At 50.6% G+C, this 19593-nt stretch carries 17 protein-coding genes and 4 tRNA genes; 10 read left to right on the forward strand and 11 right to left on the reverse strand.

Going from position 1 to position 19593, the window contains the following annotated elements; translation table 11 throughout:
• The first annotated feature begins 57 nt into the window (after positions 1–57).
• On the forward strand, positions 58–1281 hold the full coding sequence (locus ABNT34_RS13630; RefSeq protein ID WP_348732518.1) for an HDOD domain-containing protein: 1224 nt from the start codon (positions 58–60) through the stop codon (positions 1279–1281).
• Between the two features lie 98 nt (positions 1282–1379).
• Here the strand turns inward: ABNT34_RS13630 and ABNT34_RS13635 are convergent, their stop codons facing one another.
• Positions 1380–1700: a helix-hairpin-helix domain-containing protein gene (locus ABNT34_RS13635; protein WP_348732520.1), complete on the reverse strand. Its 321-nt coding sequence runs from the start codon at positions 1698–1700 to the stop codon at positions 1380–1382.
• A gap of 220 nt (positions 1701–1920) precedes the next feature.
• Here ABNT34_RS13635 and ABNT34_RS13640 point away from each other — a divergent pair, with 220 nt between their 5' ends.
• The 4 genes from ABNT34_RS13640 to ABNT34_RS13655 all read left to right on the forward strand — a co-directional run bounded on the left by ABNT34_RS13640 (position 1921) and on the right by ABNT34_RS13655 (position 5530).
• Positions 1921–2421, forward strand: a complete 501-nt coding sequence (locus ABNT34_RS13640; RefSeq protein WP_348732521.1) for a glycine zipper 2TM domain-containing protein — start codon at positions 1921–1923, stop codon at positions 2419–2421.
• Between the two features lie 81 nt (positions 2422–2502).
• Positions 2503–3183, forward strand: a complete 681-nt coding sequence (locus ABNT34_RS13645; RefSeq protein WP_348732523.1) for a response regulator transcription factor — start codon at positions 2503–2505, stop codon at positions 3181–3183.
• A complete protein-coding gene (locus ABNT34_RS13650) occupies positions 3180–4499 on the forward strand; it encodes an ATP-binding protein (protein WP_348732525.1) in 1320 nt (439 codons plus the stop codon). Before ABNT34_RS13645 ends, ABNT34_RS13650 begins: the two co-directional genes overlap by 4 nt.
• 137 nt (positions 4500–4636) lie before the next feature.
• Positions 4637–5530, forward strand: coding sequence for a TIGR01777 family oxidoreductase (locus ABNT34_RS13655; protein WP_348732527.1), 894 nt, complete (start codon positions 4637–4639; stop codon positions 5528–5530).
• 7 nt (positions 5531–5537) lie between these two features.
• Here ABNT34_RS13655 and ABNT34_RS13660 read toward each other — a convergent pair whose 3' ends face one another.
• Positions 5538–8093, reverse strand: a complete 2556-nt coding sequence (locus ABNT34_RS13660; protein WP_348732529.1) for an FtsX-like permease family protein — start codon at positions 8091–8093, stop codon at positions 5538–5540.
• Positions 8083–8799: an ATP-binding cassette domain-containing protein gene (locus ABNT34_RS13665; RefSeq protein WP_348732531.1), complete on the reverse strand. Its 717-nt coding sequence runs from the start codon at positions 8797–8799 to the stop codon at positions 8083–8085. The genes ABNT34_RS13660 and ABNT34_RS13665 overlap by 11 nt, the downstream gene beginning before the upstream one ends.
• Between ABNT34_RS13665 and ABNT34_RS13670 the strand changes: the two genes are divergently transcribed.
• The gene (locus ABNT34_RS13670) at positions 8798–9406 is read left to right on the forward strand and encodes an arylesterase (protein WP_348732533.1); all 609 of its coding nucleotides are present in this window, start codon (positions 8798–8800) and stop codon (positions 9404–9406) included. The genes ABNT34_RS13665 and ABNT34_RS13670 overlap by 2 nt on opposite strands.
• Before the next feature lie 162 nt (positions 9407–9568).
• Here ABNT34_RS13670 and ABNT34_RS13675 read toward each other — a convergent pair.
• The 4 genes from ABNT34_RS13675 to ABNT34_RS13690 form a co-directional block, all read right to left on the reverse strand.
• Positions 9569–9644, reverse strand: a tRNA-Ala gene (locus ABNT34_RS13675).
• Positions 9645–9669: 25 nt separating this feature from the next.
• Positions 9670–9745 (reverse strand) — tRNA-Glu (locus ABNT34_RS13680).
• Between the two features lie 29 nt (positions 9746–9774).
• Positions 9775–9850, reverse strand: a tRNA-Glu gene (locus ABNT34_RS13685).
• A 13-nt stretch (positions 9851–9863) separates the two neighbouring features.
• A tRNA-Ala gene (locus ABNT34_RS13690) sits at positions 9864–9939 on the reverse strand.
• Between the two features lie 288 nt (positions 9940–10227).
• Between ABNT34_RS13690 and ABNT34_RS13695 the strand changes: the two genes are divergently transcribed.
• On the forward strand, positions 10228–11295 hold the full coding sequence (locus ABNT34_RS13695; protein ID WP_348732535.1) for an XrtA/PEP-CTERM system-associated ATPase: 1068 nt from the start codon (positions 10228–10230) through the stop codon (positions 11293–11295).
• Between the two features lie 50 nt (positions 11296–11345).
• Here ABNT34_RS13695 and ABNT34_RS13700 read toward each other — a convergent pair whose 3' ends face one another.
• From ABNT34_RS13700 to ABNT34_RS13715, 4 genes are read right to left on the reverse strand one after another with little or no spacing between them, the layout of a single operon-like run.
• Positions 11346–12977 carry a hypothetical protein gene (locus ABNT34_RS13700; RefSeq protein ID WP_348732537.1) on the reverse strand — a complete coding sequence of 544 codons (1632 nt, stop codon included), beginning with the start codon at positions 12975–12977 and terminating at the stop codon, positions 11346–11348.
• On the reverse strand, positions 12967–13842 hold the full coding sequence (locus ABNT34_RS13705; protein ID WP_348732539.1) for an XrtA-associated tyrosine autokinase: 876 nt from the start codon (positions 13840–13842) through the stop codon (positions 12967–12969). The genes ABNT34_RS13700 and ABNT34_RS13705 overlap by 11 nt, the downstream gene beginning before the upstream one ends.
• Positions 13839–15425, reverse strand: coding sequence for an XrtA system polysaccharide chain length determinant (locus ABNT34_RS13710; RefSeq protein ID WP_348732541.1), 1587 nt, complete (start codon positions 15423–15425; stop codon positions 13839–13841). Before ABNT34_RS13710 ends, ABNT34_RS13705 begins: the two co-directional genes overlap by 4 nt.
• A gap of 24 nt (positions 15426–15449) precedes the next feature.
• Positions 15450–16079 (reverse strand): XrtA/PEP-CTERM system exopolysaccharide export protein, encoded by a 630-nt coding sequence (locus ABNT34_RS13715; protein WP_348732543.1) that lies wholly within the window; start codon positions 16077–16079, stop codon positions 15450–15452.
• A gap of 188 nt (positions 16080–16267) precedes the next feature.
• Here ABNT34_RS13715 and ABNT34_RS13720 point away from each other — a divergent pair, with 188 nt between their 5' ends.
• From ABNT34_RS13720 to ABNT34_RS13730, 3 genes are read left to right on the forward strand one after another with little or no spacing between them, the layout of a single operon-like run.
• On the forward strand, positions 16268–17674 hold the full coding sequence (locus tag ABNT34_RS13720) for a TIGR03013 family XrtA/PEP-CTERM system glycosyltransferase (protein ID WP_348732544.1): 1407 nt from the start codon (positions 16268–16270) through the stop codon (positions 17672–17674).
• Positions 17675–17679: 5 nt separating this feature from the next.
• The gene (locus tag ABNT34_RS13725) at positions 17680–18537 is read left to right on the forward strand and encodes an XrtA system polysaccharide deacetylase (protein WP_348732546.1); all 858 of its coding nucleotides are present in this window, start codon (positions 17680–17682) and stop codon (positions 18535–18537) included.
• A 24-nt stretch (positions 18538–18561) separates the two neighbouring features.
• The gene (locus ABNT34_RS13730; RefSeq protein ID WP_348732548.1) at positions 18562–19593 is read left to right on the forward strand and encodes a FemAB family XrtA/PEP-CTERM system-associated protein; all 1032 of its coding nucleotides are present in this window, start codon (positions 18562–18564) and stop codon (positions 19591–19593) included.

Genomic DNA, 19593 nt, shown 5'->3' on the forward strand with positions numbered 1-19593 from the left:
CCCGCGTGGTTCTTTGCTACATTGCTCAGGGAGCAAATGCCGAGGACACAAGCAGTTATGTACTTTTACGCCGCCCGCCAACCTATCCTTGATCGGGAAAAAAACCTGTACGCCTACGAATTATTATTTCGTGACGGCCTGGCCAATGTCTTTCCGGATATTGATGGTGACGAAGCAACGTCAAAGATGATTGCCGGCAGTCAGTTTAATTTTGGTCTGGACGATTTTTTGGGTGACAAACCAGGGTTTATTAATTTCACGCTGGAAACCCTGCTGAAAAAATTCCCCAGCCTGTTACCGCGGGAACAGGTTGTCGTCGAAATTCTTGAAACCGTGCAACCCGGTAAACGCTTGCTGGCTGAAGTGCAGCAGTTAAAAGAACAAGGTTATGTCATCGCATTAGATGACTATATCCACCAGCCGGTCTGGCGTCATTTTTACCCTTTTATCGACATTATCAAAATCGACTTTCGCAGCACAGACGCTGAGACTATTCAGCAAGTTTTACAGGCTGTGACGCCTTTTCCGCATATAAAATTGCTGGCGGAAAAAGTCGAAACCAATGCCGAATTCCAAAATGCACTGGATATGGGATTCAGTTATTTTCAGGGCTATTTTTTCTCAAAGCCTGAGATGCTGCAAAGCAAGGCATTATCCCCTGCCCAAATGACATTAGCCGAATTGTTGTATGAAACGTCCAAGTCAGAAATGGATTTGGCCCAAATCACCAGCATCTTTGAACGTGACGTCAACCTGTCCTATAAGCTGTTGCGCTATTCCAACAGTGCAGTGTTTAAACGGCGTTCCGAGATAGAAACTATCAAACAAGCCTTAGTTGTACTGGGTCAGGCGGAACTAAAAAAATTCCTGTCAGTGCTGTTTGCGGCGCAAGTCTCCAGTGAAAAACCTGCAGAGCTCATGCGTTTGGCGATGACCAGAGCCAAATTTGCCGAAGGCATTGCGACTTTGCACCGCCAGACAGATACTGCGAAAGCGTTCTTAACCGGCATGATGTCTTTGATGGACGCTATTCTGGATGAGCCAATGTCTTCTGTACTGACCAAATTGCCTTTATCCAAAGACATTAAAGACGCGTTGATCGGCGAACCGGGATTACTGACTGAATATCTGAATTTAGTCAAATGCTATGAGCGGGCGGAATGGCAACAATCAAATGATGCTATTGCAAAGCTTAAACTCGACCCGAAAGTACTGCCGGACAAATACCATGAAGCCGTGCAGTGGGCAAACGAGCAAATGCGGGTGTTAGGAGACGAATAACAATGAGTCGCCGCGTTGCAGTGCCACGGCGACCTCCAGCTTCAGCCCGATAACATTGATAGCCCCCCGACAATCAATGCTACCTGTCTGTAGCTTTGCTAGCCGAAACTGACATAAGTGGCGATGCGATCTGCCATCTTCTCGCCAATGCCTTTGACTTCCATCAGTTGTTTCTTGTCTTTGATTGGCCCGTTTTGCTTAATATATTCCAAAATAGCCTGCGCTTTTTTTGCACCAATTCCCGGGATCGCTTCTAACTGTTGTTGGTCCGCTTTATTCAGCGCCAGCTTGGCCGCGACACTGGCGTTGACCGTTTTCAGGTCAGAATTAACCGGATTATTCAGTGCAGCACTCGCTTGCTGAGTGCCAATACAGGCGAGCGTTGCACAAAGTGCAAACCATACTGATTTCATGTTCATCAGACTTTCCTTGCTGTTCAGAGCATGTTAAAAGGAGCCGGCAAATTCGTCTGCCGGCGTTGTGGACCAAACGCAGCAAGTCGCCACGTCTGGTTTATTCAACTTAGTGTTAATTTACGTTTTTGCAACTTTTTGTTTATCTTTCGTGCATTTTTCAGTTCAGCTAAAGTTAAGCTGATGGCCGCTAAGGTCAGGCCATTGTCCTGTCGGAGAATTTGATATGCGTTATCTGCTGTTGTTATTACCTCTTATCACCGCCTGCTCTGGCCATTACGGCAAAAAGCAATACGTGATGGCAAATGTCACAAAATCAGAACCTGTCTACAGAACAATTGAAATTCATAAACCCAAACGCGTCTGTGAAGAGCGCCAGGTGGTACAGCGTGAAGCAGATTCCGCCACACCGACTATCGTCGGCGCTATCATCGGTGGCGCGCTTGGTAATGCGATCGGCCATAACAGCTCCAACAAAAAGGTCGGCATGGCCGCTGGTGCAGTTCTTGGCGGTTCTATCGGCCATGATGTCGGCAAACAAAATGGCCAGGACGTAGTGCACCTGCAAACGGTTTGTTATCAGGCCGGCACTGAAGTCGAATATCAAAGCGTGGTTGATGGTTACCGCGTCACCTACATTCTTAATAACCGCGAATATACCACGATGATGGACCGGGACCCGGGCGCTCAAATGCCCGTCGTCGTAGAACCACCCCGGAATCAATAACTTCTGCCGGGTCAGACTTTGCGCCTGACCCGCTCTGTTTTACACTGTGATCACTGTTTTTACTGAAGATAAGGATATGCCATGCGCGTGCTGGTTGTTGAAGATGAAACGCTACTTGCTGAACAAGTGAAAAACCACCTGATGCAGCAACAATTTTCAGTAGATTTATCCCATGATGGCTCAGATGGTTTTTTTAAAATCAGCGAGTATCCATACGACCTGGCCATTATCGATATCGGCCTGCCCAAACTGGACGGTCTGGCGCTTATCCGCAAAGCTCGGCAGCAAGACATTAAAACACCGGTGATTATTCTGACAGCCCGTGGCAGCTGGCAGGAAAAAGTTCAGGGCTTAGACGCCGGCGCCGATGATTATCTGACCAAACCTTTCCACATGGAAGAACTGCTGGCTCGTTGTAATGCGCTGATCCGCCGCGCGGCTGGTCAACCGGATCCAACACTCACAGCAGGCCCGATCAGCCTCAATAGCCGCACCCAGCAAGTCTGGTGTCATAGCGAAGAAGTCCCGTTAACAGCCTATGAATACAAAGTTCTCGAATATTTCATGCTGAACCCGACCAAAGTGATCTCTAAAACTGAACTGACTGAGCACATCTACGATCAGGATTTTGACCTCGACAGTAATGTTATCGAAGTCTTTGTGCTGCGTTTGCGCAAGAAGCTCGACCCGGATGGCGAACTCAAGCCGATTGAAACGCTCAGGGGCCGTGGTTACCGCTTTAACCTGGCGGTTGGTGCATGACCCTATCGCTGAAGCTGCGCCAGGCCATCGTGTGCCTGGTTCTGCTGGTGTTTATTTTGCCGGCTTCCTTCCTGGCGATTGAACGCGCGTTTTTTGCCCAATTGCTGACCAGCACCGAACAAAAACTGGAAGTGCATCTCTATTCATTTTTGTCCGAACTCTCCAGTAAAAACGATGTCGTTGAGATTAATAACAGCATTCTGCCGGCCGATTTTTTGCGCACCGATTCTGGTACCAGTGCTTACATAGTGTCGGAAGACAAACTGATCTGGCAATCCGACTCCTCACTGAATCAAAGCTTCACACCACCGGTCCATGAGATGCTGCCCGGCAAGCATGAGTTTGTCGCGCTGGAACAAGACGGTAAAACCTATTGGGTGCTGTCGTTTGCCTTATTGTTTGATATGGGCGAACGCAGTATGCCGCTGACTATCCACATTTTGCAGGACGACCGGCTGCTCGAAGCGCCGATGCAGAGTTTTCGCCAGACGCTGTTGCGCTGGTTTATTGGCATTGGTCTGGTGCTGGCCTTGATTATGTTGTTAGCCTATTACTGGACAACCCGGCCGTTGTCGGCACTGGATCATGAGATCCGTCAGGTCGAAAGTGGCCAGCAACAACAGCTGACGCAGCAATATCCCAGCGAACTGCAGACCATTAAAGAAGATTTGAACTTACTGCTCGACAACCAGAACCGGCAGAAACAACGTTATCGCCATCATTTAAGTGACCTGGCACATGCATTAAAAACACCGGTCGCAGTGCTGAAAACCTCAGCGATGGCGGAACAACCTGAGCTGCGCGACCAGATTGATCGCATCACTGCAATGATTGAACATCAGCTGAAACGCGCCAGCAGTTCAGGCCAGGATATCTGGCTGAAACAAATTCCGGTCAGCCCGGTGGTTGAACAACTGAAAAGCGCGTTGCAAAAAATTTATCGTGATAAACAGATCCATTATCAGCTCGACTGCCCTGCACACGTGATGTTTCGTGGTGATGAAACCGATTTAATGGAAATGCTCGGCAATCTGCTGGATAACGCCAGTAAGGCCTGCCGACATCAGGTGCACTTGTCAGTGCAGGTCAAGCCGCTGCAGCTGAGCGTTGAAGATGACGGTCCCGGTGTACCGGCCGACAAAAAGGCGCAATTATTGGATCGGGGGACCCGGCTGGATACTTACACCGATGGCCATGGTGTTGGATTATCTATTGTCGATGAGCTGACTCAATCCTATCAGGGACGCCTTGAGATCACTCAAAGTTCTTTGGGTGGCGCCTGCTTCACGCTCGTTTTCCCACAGCATCAGTATTAACAGCACCCGGCAGCGACATGTGCAACCGTCAATGCATAAGCGCGACTTGGTGCAATTGGCGCACGCTGCTAATCTGTTGATCTGACTGATAGCTTTCGCCGTAACCTGCGGCTACAGCTTTTGTGCGGGAGAACATTATGCGGATTCTGCTCACTGGCGCGACCGGCCTGATTGGTAGCGCTTTGTGTCAGCGCTGGCAACATCAGCATCAGCTGATTGGGCTTAGCCGGGACATCGCTAAGGCACAGCGACAATCGATGCCAGCACTGCGCTGGGTCGACAATATCAACGACGTCGATTTCAACCAACTCGATGTTGTCGTTAACCTCGCCGGCGAACCTATAGCCGCAAAACGCTGGACTGTGGCGCAAAAACAGCGGATTTGTCAAAGCCGCTGGCAACTGACTGAACAGATCGCGGGCGCTATTCTGCAGGCGCAAACTCCGCCACAACTGCTGATCAATGGCTCAGCGATTGGCTTTTATGGCCGGCAGAACCCGGGTTGCATTGACGAAAACTTCAGTGGTTTTTACCCTGATTTCAGCCATGACATTTGCGCGCGCTGGGAGAACCTGGCACTGCGTGCCCAAACCGACAAAACCCGTGTCTGTATCTTACGCACTGGCATCGTGCTTGCTGAACGCGGCGGAGCTTTAAGCCGCATGCTGCCGGCTTATCGGCTGGGTCTTGGTGGTAAGCTCGGCGATGGTCAGCAATATATGTCGTGGATCCATCTGGAAGACATGCTGGGCATCATCGATTTTGTGTTGCAACATGCTGAATGTCAGGGCATTTATAATGCAACGGCGCCTATGGCTGTGACCAATCAGCAATTCAGTAAACTGCTGGCCGAGCGACTGGGCAGACCTGAACTATTGCCATTGCCAGCCTTTGCCTTGCGTTTGTTATTTGGCGAAATGGCCGACCTGCTGCTGTTTGGTCAGCAGGTGTACCCGAAACGGCTGCTCGATGCTGGTTACAGTTTTCATTACAACCAGCTCAGAGCGGCACTGGCCGCCCTGAAACTGTAGCGTTATTTTAGTTGTGCAAGGCACGCCGGATCAGGCTCGCCGGCGTGGGCTGCAAAATACCCCGCAGTAACAAAGCCCCCAGTACCGTGAGCAGTAACACTCCCGTGACCGGGCCGAGGCCCCACAGGCTCTGATGCAGATTAAACGGCAACTGAAACATCCGCATCTGCACTATCGCCAGCAACACCTCTGCCAACATGGTTGCAAAGACTCCTGCCAATAAACCTAAAGCGGCAAACTCATACAACACGGCCTGGCGCAGAAAGCGGCCACGGGCGCCCAAGGTGCGCAAAATGGCCAGTTCCTGTTCCCGCTGCTCCACTGTGGCCTGCACTTGCGCCACCAATACCAGCACTGCAGCAGCAAACACCAGAATCAGGATCAAAGTCAGCGCCAAAGACACCTGGTCAATGATTGACGTCACCTGCTGTAAAATCACCGCCACCGAAATTACCGACACGGTCGGGAACTGTTTAAGTAATGTGGTCAACACCGATTGCTGCGTTTCTGGCAGATAAAATGCGGTGAGATAAGTTGCCGGAAAATGTTCCATCAAGTCCGGACTCAGCAGCATAAAGAAATTAGGCTGCAGGCTGTTCCAATCCACTTTACGGAAACTGGTGACCTTAGCGTCAAATTGCTGACCACCGATCGCAAACGTCAGCTTGTCACCGAGTTTCAGCTGCAGCCGCTCGGCTTGCTGCTGCTCGACCGACACTTGCGCCGGGCCATCAAACCACTGACCAGCCGTGATTTGGTTATTGGCCGGCAGTTCAGTCAACCAACTCAGATTCAGTTCCCGGCCAAAGCCTTGTCGCCCGGCTGCCGGCGCGGCGGCACCCTGCTGCGCTGCTGATAGGCCAGAAGATTGAGCAGAAGATTGCTGCTTCGCCGCCTGATTGTTGCGTGGTGCGGCCCCATCATCTTGCTCAGGCTCCTGCAGCATTTCACCATTGACCGCCAATACCCGACCGGAAATCATCGGATAAAAAGTACCAGTCGTTAAACCGGCTTGCTGCAGCTGCTGCGCAATCAGGTCTTTTTCAGTCGCGGTCATATTGACCAAAAACTGATTAGGCGCATTTTCCGGCACTTGTTGTTTCCATTGATCCAGCAATTCAGCGCGCAGGAAATACAACACCAGCGTTAAAAACAGCGCCAGGCTGAACGTCATCAGTTGAAAACTATTTTGCCACAGGCGCCGGCGCAAGTTCGCGAGCGCCAGTTTTAATGCACTGCTTTGCCCCGCCGCCATTGGTTTTGCTACCCGCACCAAGACCGCAGCAAAGCCAAGTAAGCAGCAGCCAAAACCGGCGCAGGCGAGAAATAACATGCCGGACAGCCAGATGTCACCGCTAAACAGCCACATCAATGCCAGTACAGCCGTAGAGCCACTGAGCAGCTGCCAATAATCGATGCGGCTATCGTTATTCTGCTGGCGCAGGACCTCGATGGCAGGCACTGCGGTTAAGCGCCAGACCGGCCGCAACGAAAACAGCAAGGAGCAAATCAGTGCTGTGGCAATGGCCAACCAGGCGGATTTGCTACTGAATACAGCCTGATAACCTTCTATCCACTGACCGAGAATGCCCTGCACGGCAAAGTTCGCCAGTAAACCAAGCAATAAACCACACAGACTGGCAAAACCGGTGACTAATGCCAGATGACTGAAATAGATTTTCCGTGCCAGCGGCGCCGTCACGCCGAGCGCTTTAATTACAGCGACCGCCATCTGGTGGCGCTGACTGTATCGGTTCGCTGCGACCGCCGCCGCAGCCGCAGCCAGGACTATGCCCAGCAAGCCGGCTAACAACAAAAAGCGTTCGGCCCGGTCCAGCGCACTGCCAACCGCACTTTGCCGGTCCAGTTGCTGCCAGCGGTCGTTGGCGCTCATAAGCGGAGTGATATCAGTCTCGAGCTGTTTGAGCTTGGCCTCACTGCCGGCAAACAAATAACGATAAGAAATACGGCTGCCCGGTTGGATGACTTCTGTCGCCGCAACGTCAGACAGGTGCATCATCACTCTGGGCTGACCACCAAACAGATTCAGCGGCGCATCGGGTTCTTCCAGAATGATGCCGCCTACTTTAAGCTTCGCAGCACCGACATCAAGTTCGTCGCCTACCCGCACGGCCAGAATTTGTGCTAGCCGCGCCTCCAGATAAACGCTGCCTGGCGCGACAAGCGCATTCCTGCCCGTCACAGTATCGAGCAATAACTCCCCGCGCAGCGGGTACTGCGAAGAGACTGCCTTGACGTTCACCAGCTGCATATTGTCGCCGGCAAACAACATGGTATTAAACTGGATCTGCTGTGCTGTCTGCAGGCCTAACTGCTCAGCCTGTTGCAGAATTTCCGGCTGAAATGGTGAGCTCGAGCGCAAAACTTTGTCAGCTGCAGTGAAGTTACTGCTGCGCTGCATCAGTGCGCTGCGCACACTATCAGTAATACCGCTGAGGCTAACCACAGTCAGCACGGCCAGCATCAACGCAAACGCGATGACCCACAACTCGCCGTTTTTTAATTCGCGCCAGAACAGGCGCCATGCCACTTTAGCCCACATGACTGCGCCCCTCCGCCATTGGCAGAGCTTCGGTCAGCCGGCCGGCGTCCATCAAAAACTGGCGCTGACAGCGAGCCGCCAACTGCGGATTATGCGTCACCAGCACCAGAGTCGTGCCCTGACTGCGGTTCAGTTCAAATAACAAATCCTCCACCCGGCGCCCGGTTGCACTGTCGAGGTTAGCCGAAGGCTCATCAGCAAATAGAATCGCGGGTTGGGTAATAAAAGCGCGGGCTATGGCCACCCGCTGTTGCTCACCGCCGGACAACTGCGCCGGGAAAAAGTGCATACGTTCGCTGAGCCCAACTAACTCCAGCAGTTGCTTGCCCCGGGCTGTAGCGTCGCGTTGACCCGCGAGTTCTGCCGGCAAAGTGACGTTTTCCAGCGCAGACAAAGCCGGCAGTAATAAAAATGACTGAAAAACAAAGCCGACATGCTGAGCTCTGAGCTCAGCCCGGGCATCGTCGCTCAACTGGTCGATCCGCTGGCCGGCCAGTACAACTTCACCGCTGCTTGGCAGATCCAACCCCGCCAACAACCCGAGTAAAGTGGATTTGCCCGAACCAGAAGCGCCGACGATGGCCACACTGTCACCGCGGTTGATTGTCAGATTGATATCCGTCAGGATATTCAGCGTATTACCCGGTAACGCGACTTGTTTACAAAGTTGGCGGGTCTGAATAAACAACTCAGGTGTAACTGACATGCGATTGTTCTTCCTATTTTTTGTACTGTTGATATCTGCCGTGCAGCCGGCTTTTGCCGCCGCAACAAAAACACTACTCATTGTCGGCGACAGCCTGAGCGCCGGATACGGTTTGCCACAACAACAAAGCTGGCCAGTATTGTTACAGCAACGCCTGAATGAGAAAAAATCACCGTGGCGCATTCAAAATGCCAGCATCAGCGGCGAAACCAGCGGCGGTGCTCTGGCCCGTTTACCCGCACTGTTACAGCAACATCAGCCCACTGTCGTGCTGATTGAAATCGGCGGTAATGACGGTTTACGCGGTTTTCCGGTGCCACGCCTGCGGCAAAACCTGGAACAGCTCATCAAGCTCAGCCAAGACGCCGGCGCTACGCCGGTACTGATGCAGATACGCATTCCGCCGAATTACGGACCACGTTACACCGAACAGTTTGTCGGCGTGTATGCTGAAATTGCGCAAAAACATCAGATCAAACTCTGGCCTTTTTTTATGGACAAGATTGCCGTACAGCCGGAGTTGATGCAAGCAGACGGCATTCATCCCAACGCCAAAGCTCAGGGCATTATCCGCGATTTGATGCTGCCGTATATCGAAGAAATGTAATGAGATATTGGCAGAGTTGACAGAATCCTGACACTGCATCACACCGATGCGGTGGCACGGATGTGAAATGAAATCCGGACGGCAGAAAAGATATCGACAAAATTCGACCCAGACATACAGGTTCGTCAGTGGAATTTAGGAGAATAAATTGCTGGTTTGATTTGGTGGAGCTAAGCGGGATCGAACCGCTGACCTCTTGCATGCCATGCAAGCGCTCTCCCAGCTGAGCTATAGCCCCATCGGCTGAACTGACGTTCAAAAGATGGCGTCCCTTAGGGGATTCGAACCCCTGTTACCGCCGTGAAAGGGCGGTGTCCTAGGCCTCTAGACGAAAGGGACGGACTGATATACCTGTTCTGTTTCTGAAGTGGCGTCCCTTAGGGGATTCGAACCCCTGTTACCGCCGTGAAAGGGCGGTGTCCTAGGCCTCTAGACGAAAGGGACACATACAGAAATTTGGTGGAGCTAAGCGGGATCGAACCGCTGACCTCTTGCATGCCATGCAAGCGCTCTCCCAGCTGAGCTATAGCCCCACATCAACAACGCTGGCTAAATAAGCTTTGCGTTACAGAACGAGGCGCATTCTATGGGGCAGCCCCAGGAGTGTCAACAATTTTTTCGGCGCGAAGTTTTGATCGGGCAAAAATTAATCTTCATGCGCAAAAACAACACAATACTGTGGTATTTATCGAAAAAACAATGAGCTAGCGAAAGCACTTTTGCAGGATAACCAGGCTGCTATACCCTGGCATGGCGCGTTATGCTACCCTAGCCGCTTCTATGCGCGTATTGCCGGTTTTTAGCATTCAGGATCAGATGTTATGTATGAAGCGTATTATGGATTAAAAGAGCGGCCGTTCCAGCTGACGCCGAATCCGCAATGTTTTTTTGCCAGCAAACTGCACAAACGCGCCTTAGCTTATCTGCAATATGGTTTGAGTCAGGGCGAAGGTTTTATTGTGATCACCGGCGACGTCGGCACCGGTAAAACCACCATCGCTAACCAACTGCTGGCAAAATTAGACCCGCATCAGATTGTCGCCCGTCAGATTGTCACCTCCAAACTGGAGCCTGACGACTTGCTGCGGATGATTTGTTCGGTGTTTCAGCTGCAGGTCAAAGAACATAATAAAGCCACTTATCTGGAAGCTATTTCGGCCTACCTGCAACTGTTAGCTCAGCAGAAAAAGCGTGCCTTATTGTTAGTGGACGAAGCGCAAAATCTGCCACTGGAGTCCATCGAAGAATTACGGATGCTGTCGAACTTTCAACTCGCTGGCCGGCCGCTGTTACAAAGCTTTTTACTGGGCCAGAATGAACTCAATGCCATCATTCAGTCCCCGCACATGGAACAGTTCCGTCAGCGGATCATCGCGTCTTCTAATCTGTCGGCACTGAATGTGGAAGATTGCCAGGCCTATATCGAATACCGCATTCAGTCTGCCGGTGGCGCTGCCGGTTTACTGGACAGCAGCTGTTTTCCGCTCGTTCATCAGTTCAGTTCAGGCATTCCGAGAAAAATTAATACATTAATGGACCGGGTGTTGCTGTATGGCTACCTGGAAGAAGTGAAGACTTTTAGCACTGAAGATATCCGCCAGGTGATTCAGGAGATCAGTGGCGAAGTCGCCAACCACACGCCAGTACCTGTCGCAGCGACACCTGTGGCTCCGGTAAAGCCGGCAGACACGCCGGCGGCAGTTCAAAGCGACACGACCAACCCGTACCACGCTATGTTGTCGGAATTGTCTGGCTTACTGGACAACTCGCTGCAACATAAAATCCGCATGGCACAGCAACTGGATGAATTGTTGACGCACCAGCAACAACAAGTGCTGCGTCAGGGCAAACGATCTGATGAGAACGATGACGGTACAGATCCAGTGTGACACAAAACATCACGTATAAAAAAACCGCCTGTCGGCGGTTTTTTTATTTATTAGAACTTGTACTCGACACCAATCCAGGCCCGGTTTTCCTGATAATCCCGCGAGTCAGAGCCGTAATCGACATTGACCCGTTTCAGGTTGGCATTTGCCGTCAGGCTTTTGTTGATTTCCCGGGTGAAGGTCAATGTCATTGATTTGACGATACCGGTCAAATCGCCGAAGCTCTCCACACCATCCACCTGATAAACCAAATCAGAGTAGTCGGTCGACAGCGTGACGCTATTGCGGGCATTTAATTGCCAGTTAGCCGACACATTAACAAACTTATCATCGCGTACCGAATTACGTTCAATCAGCTGATCTTTACGCTGGCCAAAACGGGCGGCTAATTTTAACCGGTTAAAGTCATAGCCAAGCAAGTAGGACACATTACGCCGCACGACCAGAAATTCGCTTAAGTCTGACGTCGGGTTCGCAATGTTATAATACTGCTCGCCGCGCGCCGGCAAATAATTTGCGGTTGGCGGCTGGAAACAGCTATCTAAACCAGGCGTGACTCCGGGTGGACACACAAACAAGTTAGTTTCCAGATCGCCTTCATTGAGACCTAACAACGACCCGACAGTGTCACTGACGTTCAACTCCATGCGAAGATGCTTCAGCTGATAGGAGCCCTTTGCTTGCGCAGTACGACCAAAAAAGCGTTTATCCAGCGAGCCTGAAAGTTTGGTCCGCTTCGATGGGACCAATTCAAACGCAGTGCCCAGATATTCTTTGTCGTCCTTGGCGTTATTGACTTTGTTGTAAGTCACGTTCCACCAGGAGCGGTCAGTAATTTTCCATTCCAGACCACCACCTATAGACCGGTGATTACGATATTGGCTGAACACAGAAGAACCGCCATCGATGTTACTGTTGTTTTCGACAGAGCCCGTCGCAATCATCGAAACGCGCCAGAAGAATGGTACGCCAATAACACCTTGTGCGCGGCGGTTATACTGCGACTCCCGGATATCGCGGTCAGTCTTTGTGGCACGACCATTAAAACCCCAGAAAAACTTCCGGTTTCTGTCTCGGGTTTTTAATTCAAAAGCACCGGCCAGCACGCTGTTATCAAGGCCTACTGCTTCACCGGTTTCATTATCAAATTCAGATAAACTGACATCGGAAGACGTGCGGGCTGCATTGACGCTAAAATCCATCACGGCCCAGTCAAAACGATCATGACTATAGGCGACTGACGCAGTTTGTGACTCGACTTTAGCCAGATCAGAGGTTGAGCTGATATGGTCCTGATACCGTGCAGTTGAGCCTGACGCTCTTCTGTTGTTTTGCTGCGCGCCAAGCTGCACATCCAAAGCGTCATTGAGCAAACTGGCGCCACCGGCCCAGCGGTAACTGAATAAACTCTGGTTATCGCGTTGTGCATCATCAAAAGTCAGATTCTGACTTTGCAGATTCAAAGAGCTGCTGAGCCAGCTGCCGGTATAGGCCAGATTGAGCTCAGGCACCAGCTCATACGCCATGCCCTCGTCCGCATCGGCCGTCTGGTTCTTAATGCCGTAGGCATAGACGGCGCTGCTGATTGAAGGGTCAATCTTTACTTCCGCAGTAGCCAGCGCTGGCGTTATTGCCAGCAAAAGCGGGAGCAGATGCAGTGTTGGAAACTTATTACTCCGCATAATAACCATATCCGTACCCATAGCCTTTATCCCTGCTGTAATGCGCCTTGTTAATCACAAAACCTGTCGCCAGATCCGGGGGTAACATACTGATGGCTTTTTCCAGCTCATTCAGTTTGGTTTTGTTTTCTTCCAGCACAATCACGGCCTGACCACACATCCCGGCCAACACCGACGTTTCGTTGACCCCTAATAACGGTGGTGCATCAAAGATCACAATCCGGTCCGGATAACGCGACGCAAACTCAGCAACCAAAGCAGCCATCTTGTCGCTCGCCAATAACTCGGTCGACAAATGGTGCGGTTTACCGGCAGCGATCAATTTCAACCGTTCGACGTTGGTGCTGTACATAATGTCGGTCACGTCGACAGAATCAGAACTCAGGTAGTCGGTCAATCCGCGTGGGACGCTGATTTCCAGAGTCCGGGACACGTTTGGCCGCAGCACATCAGCGTCGACCAGCAACACTGTTTTGTCCTGCTCCAGTGCGATACTCAACGCCAGATTCACCGAAGTAAAGGTCTTCCCTTCCCCCGGCCGACTGCTGGAAACCAGAATCAGGTTCGGGTTTTTCAGACTGGAACTCAGTGGTCCAAAGGCGTTATTGATGAGCTTACGCTTGATCACCCGGTACTCTTCGTAAATCAGCTTGCGCTCTGTCGCTTTGGCAACGAAATTGCGCTTCGATAAACTGTCTAAATCAATATTTATAAACTGACTGGCAGCTTTGTTATCTGCCAGAGCGGCCTGTGCGGCCTGAGCATTAACGAGCGTGTCAGCTGATTCTGTCGTTGGACTTGCAGGAACTGGCTCAGCGACTGCAGCCTGGCCTAACTTATCCAGTGCTTTTTCAATAGTGCTCATATCAGCCATCCTAAAATCTGTTTCGCTGTAATTCCAAATACCAGCTCATTGGTGACCAGCAAGGTATAACAAATCAGCAGGGCTCCGGAGAGCGCCAGGAAATACAACAGATGCTTTTTACTCTGACGCAACAACACATCTTTCGCCGTATGAGAAACAAGACCAAACACCGGGAAATCCGAAATCGTCTTTAACTGCAGTGCAGAAGTGACTACAGGTTGCAGCTGACTTCTGACCAGCGCCATCGTCAAACCAGCAATCACACCGGCCAGCAACACCAGCGTATAAAAGGCAATGCGCGGCGGACCAGAAGGTTTCATCGGAACCCGTGGCGGTTCGATTTCGCGGAACTGGACGTCCTGTTGCGATTCATCAGCTTTTTGGCTGAGGCTCAGGGCATCGCGCCGGCTCAGTAACTCTTCGTATTTCGACTTTGTCAGTTCATAATCGCGGTTTAAACCGGCAAATCTGGCTTCGATATCCGGAATCACGTTGCGTTGCCGCTCCAGTGTTTCGAGTTTTTCTTCAAAACTGCGCACCCGGACTTTGGCCGACTCCACTTCATTTTCCAGATTGGACGTAATGATTTTCAGGTTCTGGTAAACCTCATTGACCGACCCCGAGCTGGCACTTGGGTTGCCACGCGCCGCCGCCTGCATACCGGCAATTTCCTGCTTACGCATCTCCTGTAAAGATGCCAATAAGCGTTTGGTTTCTGCCACATCAGGATGTTGGTCGGTATAGCGGATTAACAAAGCGTCCAGTTGATTCTGCAGGAGCTTAATCCGCTCATCATACACAGTAGTCAGGCCAGCAGAACCTGCGGCCGGATCAGCTGACAACGGGTCTTCGCCCTTCAGCTGACGACGGGACGAGTCCAGTTTGCTCTGCAGCTCTTTTAAGGTCAGTCGGGCTTCTTCTAACCGCTCTTTTTCTGATTCAATCCGGCCATAGAAATTGCTGTCCGACATTGGGCCAAGTGCAATTTGTTCCTTCTTGAATTCAGATAATCGGCGTTCCGCTTCAACCAGCCGGTTTTCATAATCAGCGATCTGCGTGTCAAGGAACTCAGAAGCTTTTTTAGAACTCGCGACCGAGTCGCCTACCCGGTTTTCAATAAAGGTATTCAGTGTTTCCTGCACCACCTTTAATGCCATTTTGGGTGTAGCGTTTGAATAAGAAATGACGTAGATATTTTCCCGGCCTGAAGAACTGAGTTTGATGTCACTTTTCAGCGAATCGATCAGCTTTTCATAGGCAGCACTGTCCGACGCATAGATATCCATATCCGTCGCTTTAGCGATTTTTTCCAGATTCGGCCGGCTCAACAAGGTACGCGCCATCAGCTCTATTTCTTGTTGCGGATTGTCGCGAATGGTCAGCCCTTGTAACACCGGGGCTAATACAGAACGGGTTTCAACAAACAGTTTTGCCTCCGCCTGGTAGGTCGGAGGCATATTAAACACAAACAACCAACCAATCGGACAAATCAGCCAGGCCGTTAAAATCACATAACGGCGTCTGAGCCAGATCCCTTGCAGATAAACCAGCAACATCTCCAGCGCAAGGTTTAATTCCTTCATCTAACTACTCCGCAGATGCGCTTATCAGAACCAAGCTTCAGGGATAATAACGATGTCACCCGGTAAAATATCGACGTTTGCTGAAATGTCGCCTTCACGGACCAGATCATCAAGGCGTACGTCATAAGTCATTTGTTTGCCGTTTTTTACCCGGACTAACTTAGCACCGTTGCCATTGGCAAAGTCGGTTAAGCCACCGGAGGCAATCATCAGATCCAGTACAGTCATGTACTGGCGGTAAGGATAAGATTGAGGTTTTGCTGCCGCACCAATCACACGAACCTGTTCGCTGAATGGACCGACAAAACCGGAGACAGAGACAGTGACAACCGGGTCACGGATATACTTCGCCAGGATCTTTTCCATGTCACGGGCAAACTGCGTCGGCGTTCTGCCTGCGACTGGCACGTCTTCCACCAGAGAAGTACTGATTTTGCCGTCCGGACGGACAATAAATGAACCTGAAAGTTCAGGGTTGCGCCAGACAAAGATAGTGACAGAATCGTTGGGGCCAATCAGGTAGCTGTATTGATCAACAGCGGTTGTGCGGGCTGGTTGTACTGTGGCGCCTAGTAATTCGTTGGTGCTACATGCTTGTAAGCCAAGTAGCATCACGGTTCCAACGACTGTGGCAATAGCAGATCTTGCTTTCATTTCTTATACGTCCTTTGTTACTGATGCGATTTTAATATAACTGAAATTTACATAGCTGTGACGGCTATCATAAAAATTTAATTCCAGTTTTCCGACCATCGGCGTATACTTCTGCCTCTGCTTAACTATGTCAAGATCACTGTGCTGAAATTTGCACTTAATTCAGGTTGTTCCGGGAAGATGTACCAATGAATAAGGCTGTTCGTTACGGGGGAAATACACTGGCAGAGAAACTATTTCTGCTGGGCGAAATGTTGTTGCTGTTAGCATCAAGTTTCGCAGCATCTTTTATCCTTTCTTTTTACCAACCGATAGACCAGGAACTGGCTGCAATTAATGCGGTCCTGTACACCGGTTGTGTGATGTTGTGTGCATTGTCTGTCGGTTTATATGATCAAAAACTGCGTGAAGACACCGGTGGTGTACTGAAGCGTGTGCTGATCACCCTGTTTCTTGCCGGCATTTTATTAGAAGTCTTTATCTTCAGCCTGATCCCTTCCCTGCACTTAGGTTTCCTGTTTAATTTAGTCGCCTCGGTGATTTCTTTAGTGACTTTAACCTCGTTCCGGATGTTGTTTCACTATCACGACATCACTAAAATCAGCCGCCGCCGTGTGCTCATTCTCGGCTCTGGTGAGCGCGCTTCCATTATCGAACGCCGGATGCGTCGAAATGTGGACCGCAAAAACTTTGAAATTCATGGTTTTGTTAAAATTGACGGCGACCAGGAAGAGCAAATTCCAGACTCGAAAATCATCCAGTTCGACTATAAAACCAATCTGTATGAATATGCGGTTGAGCATGACATCGAACAGCTGGTGATCGCCTGTGACGAGCGCCGCAACATGCTGCCGGTTGAGCATCTGTTTAAATGTAAAACCCGCGGTATAGATGTTATTGAAATTCTTGACTTTATCGAACAGGAAACCGGCCAGATCGCGGTGAACCTGATTTACCCGAGTTGGGTGATTTATTCCAACGGCTTTGAAATGAACCACAGGTTCAAAACCAGCCTGGACCACAGATTAAATGCCGTACTCGCGCTGATTGTGCTGGCCGCAGTCTGGCCTATCATGTTGGTCACGGCTCTGGTCATTTATTTTGATGACGGCCGCCGCACAGGCGCTTCGGTGTTTTATCGCCAGATCCGCATTGGCATCGATGGTAAGCCATTCCAAATTCTGAAGTTCCGCAGTATGCGCCCCGATGCCGAAGCCGGCGGTGCGCAGTGGGCCACAAAAAATGACTCCCGCGTCACCAAGATTGGTGGATTTATCCGCAAATACCGGGTCGACGAATTACCGCAGTTATTCAACATTATCAAAGGCGACATGGGTTTTGTTGGCCCGCGCCCTGAGCGTCCGGAGTTTGTCGAAAAGCTGGTCAAGGAAATTCCTTACTACAATCAGCGTCATAACGTGAAACCAGGCCTGACCGGCTGGGCACAGTTAAAATATCCGTATGGCTCGACTACTGAAGATGCGCAGGAAAAACTGAAGTTTGATCTGTATTACATCAAACACCGCACTTTGCTGCTGGATCTGATTATCCTGATCCGGACTGTCGAAATTGTGATTTTTGGCAAGGGCCGGTAATAACGATGTCAGTGGCTTTGCAAAAACTGAATGCAATGACGGTCGACGTGGAAGACTACTTCCACGTGGCGGCTTTTGAGAAACAAATCCAACCGGGTGACTGGGATAGTCTGATTCCGCGTGTTGATTTAAACACCCGCCGCCTGCTGGACTTATTTGACCAGCATCAGGCGAAATCAACCTTTTTCTTCCTTGGCTGGGTCGCGGAAAAGTTTCCCGATCTGGTGAAAGAAGTGCAGCGTCGCGGCCATGAAGTGGCCAGCCACGGTTATGCCCACACTAAAGTCCATCAGCAGACGCCAGCCGAATTTCGCGCTGATGCAAGCAAAGCAAAAGACATGCTGGAACAGCTGACTGGTCAGCCAGTTGTCGGTTATCGTGCCCCAAGTTTTTCCATTAACAAGCAAAGCGAATGGGCCTTTGAGATTCTCAAAGAGCTGGGCCACGGTTACAGCTCCAGCACCTACCCGGTTAAACACGACTTATATGGCGTACCAGACTGGCCACAACAGCCATATCTGCGTCCGGAAGGTTTATTAGAGATCCCGATGCCGACGCTGGTGATGCACGGCAAGCAACTGCCGATCGCCGGTGGTGGTTACTTCCGCCTGATGCCTTATTGGCTCAGCAGCCGGTTAATTTCAAAATTCCTGCAGGAAGATAAGATGCCTTATATGTTCTATTTCCACCCGTGGGAAATAGATCCGGCCCAGCCCCGGGTACAAGGTGCTGGTCTTAAATCCCGCTTCCGTCATTACGTCAATCTGAACCGGATGGAAAATAAACTGGCAGCATTGCTGACCCAGTTTAACTGGGGTAGTCTGGAACAGGTTTATCAGAGCGAACTGCAAAACTCTCAATAAAACAATAACAACTAAGGGAACTAGATGTACAGTATTGCCACCTTAGCGCTGCAGGACTCCAGAAAGTCGGAGTGGGATCAGTTCGTTAAAGATCAGGACGACGGCACTTTTTTTCATCTGTCCGGCTGGCAGAATGTGCTGTGGCACAGCTTTCAGCACCAACCACATTTTTTATATGCCCTGCAGGACAATCGCATCGTCGGTGTGCTGCCGCTGGCTGAAGTAAAAAGTGCCTTATTCGGTTATGCCCTGGTCTCTACCCCTTTTTGTGTTTACGGCGGTGCGTTAGGGCCTGCTGAGGTGCGCCGCGCGCTGGAGCAGGCTGCGCTGGAGATTGGCCAGCGTCTTGGCGTGAACCATGTCGAACTGCGCTATAAACAGGCGCAGGACAACGACTGGATCACCCGTAGCCAACATGCCACCTTTGGTTGCACTCTGGCCGACGACGATGCGGCGATTCTGGCCGGCATTAAAAAGAACCAACGAGCGCTTATTCGCAAGGCGCTGCAGACTGACCTGAGCTGGCATATCGAACAAAACAACGATGATTTCTACCAGATTTACTCGGAAAGTCTGCGTAATCTCGGCACCCCGGTCTTTAGCAAAAAACTGTTAGACGAACTGCAACGTGAATTTGCTGACAGCACCGAAATCCTGACGATCCGCCATCAGGGTCAGGCGGTATCTTCGGTATTTAATTTCTATTTCCGCGACGAAGTACTGCCCTATTACGGCGGTGGCAAACCTATCGCCCGCGAATTAAAAAGTAATGACCTGATGTATTACCAGCTGATGTGTCATGCCAAAAGAGACAAAGCCTGTACTTTCTATGATTTCGGGCGCAGTAAACTGGATTCAGGCGCCTACAGCTATAAAAAACACTGGGGCATGCAGGACAGTTTATTGCACTATCAGTTTAAGTTGGTCAAAGCAGAACAATTATCCAACTTAAGCCCGAACAACCCGAAGTACCAATTATTTATCCGGATGTGGCAAAAGTTACCTTTATCAGTAAGCCGTTTGCTTGGTCCACTTCTTGCCAAGTATCTGGGGTAA

The organism is Rheinheimera texasensis, from assembly GCF_964031785.1.
In the GTDB taxonomy this organism is placed as follows: Bacteria; Pseudomonadota; Gammaproteobacteria; order Enterobacterales; family Alteromonadaceae; genus Pararheinheimera; species Pararheinheimera texasensis_A.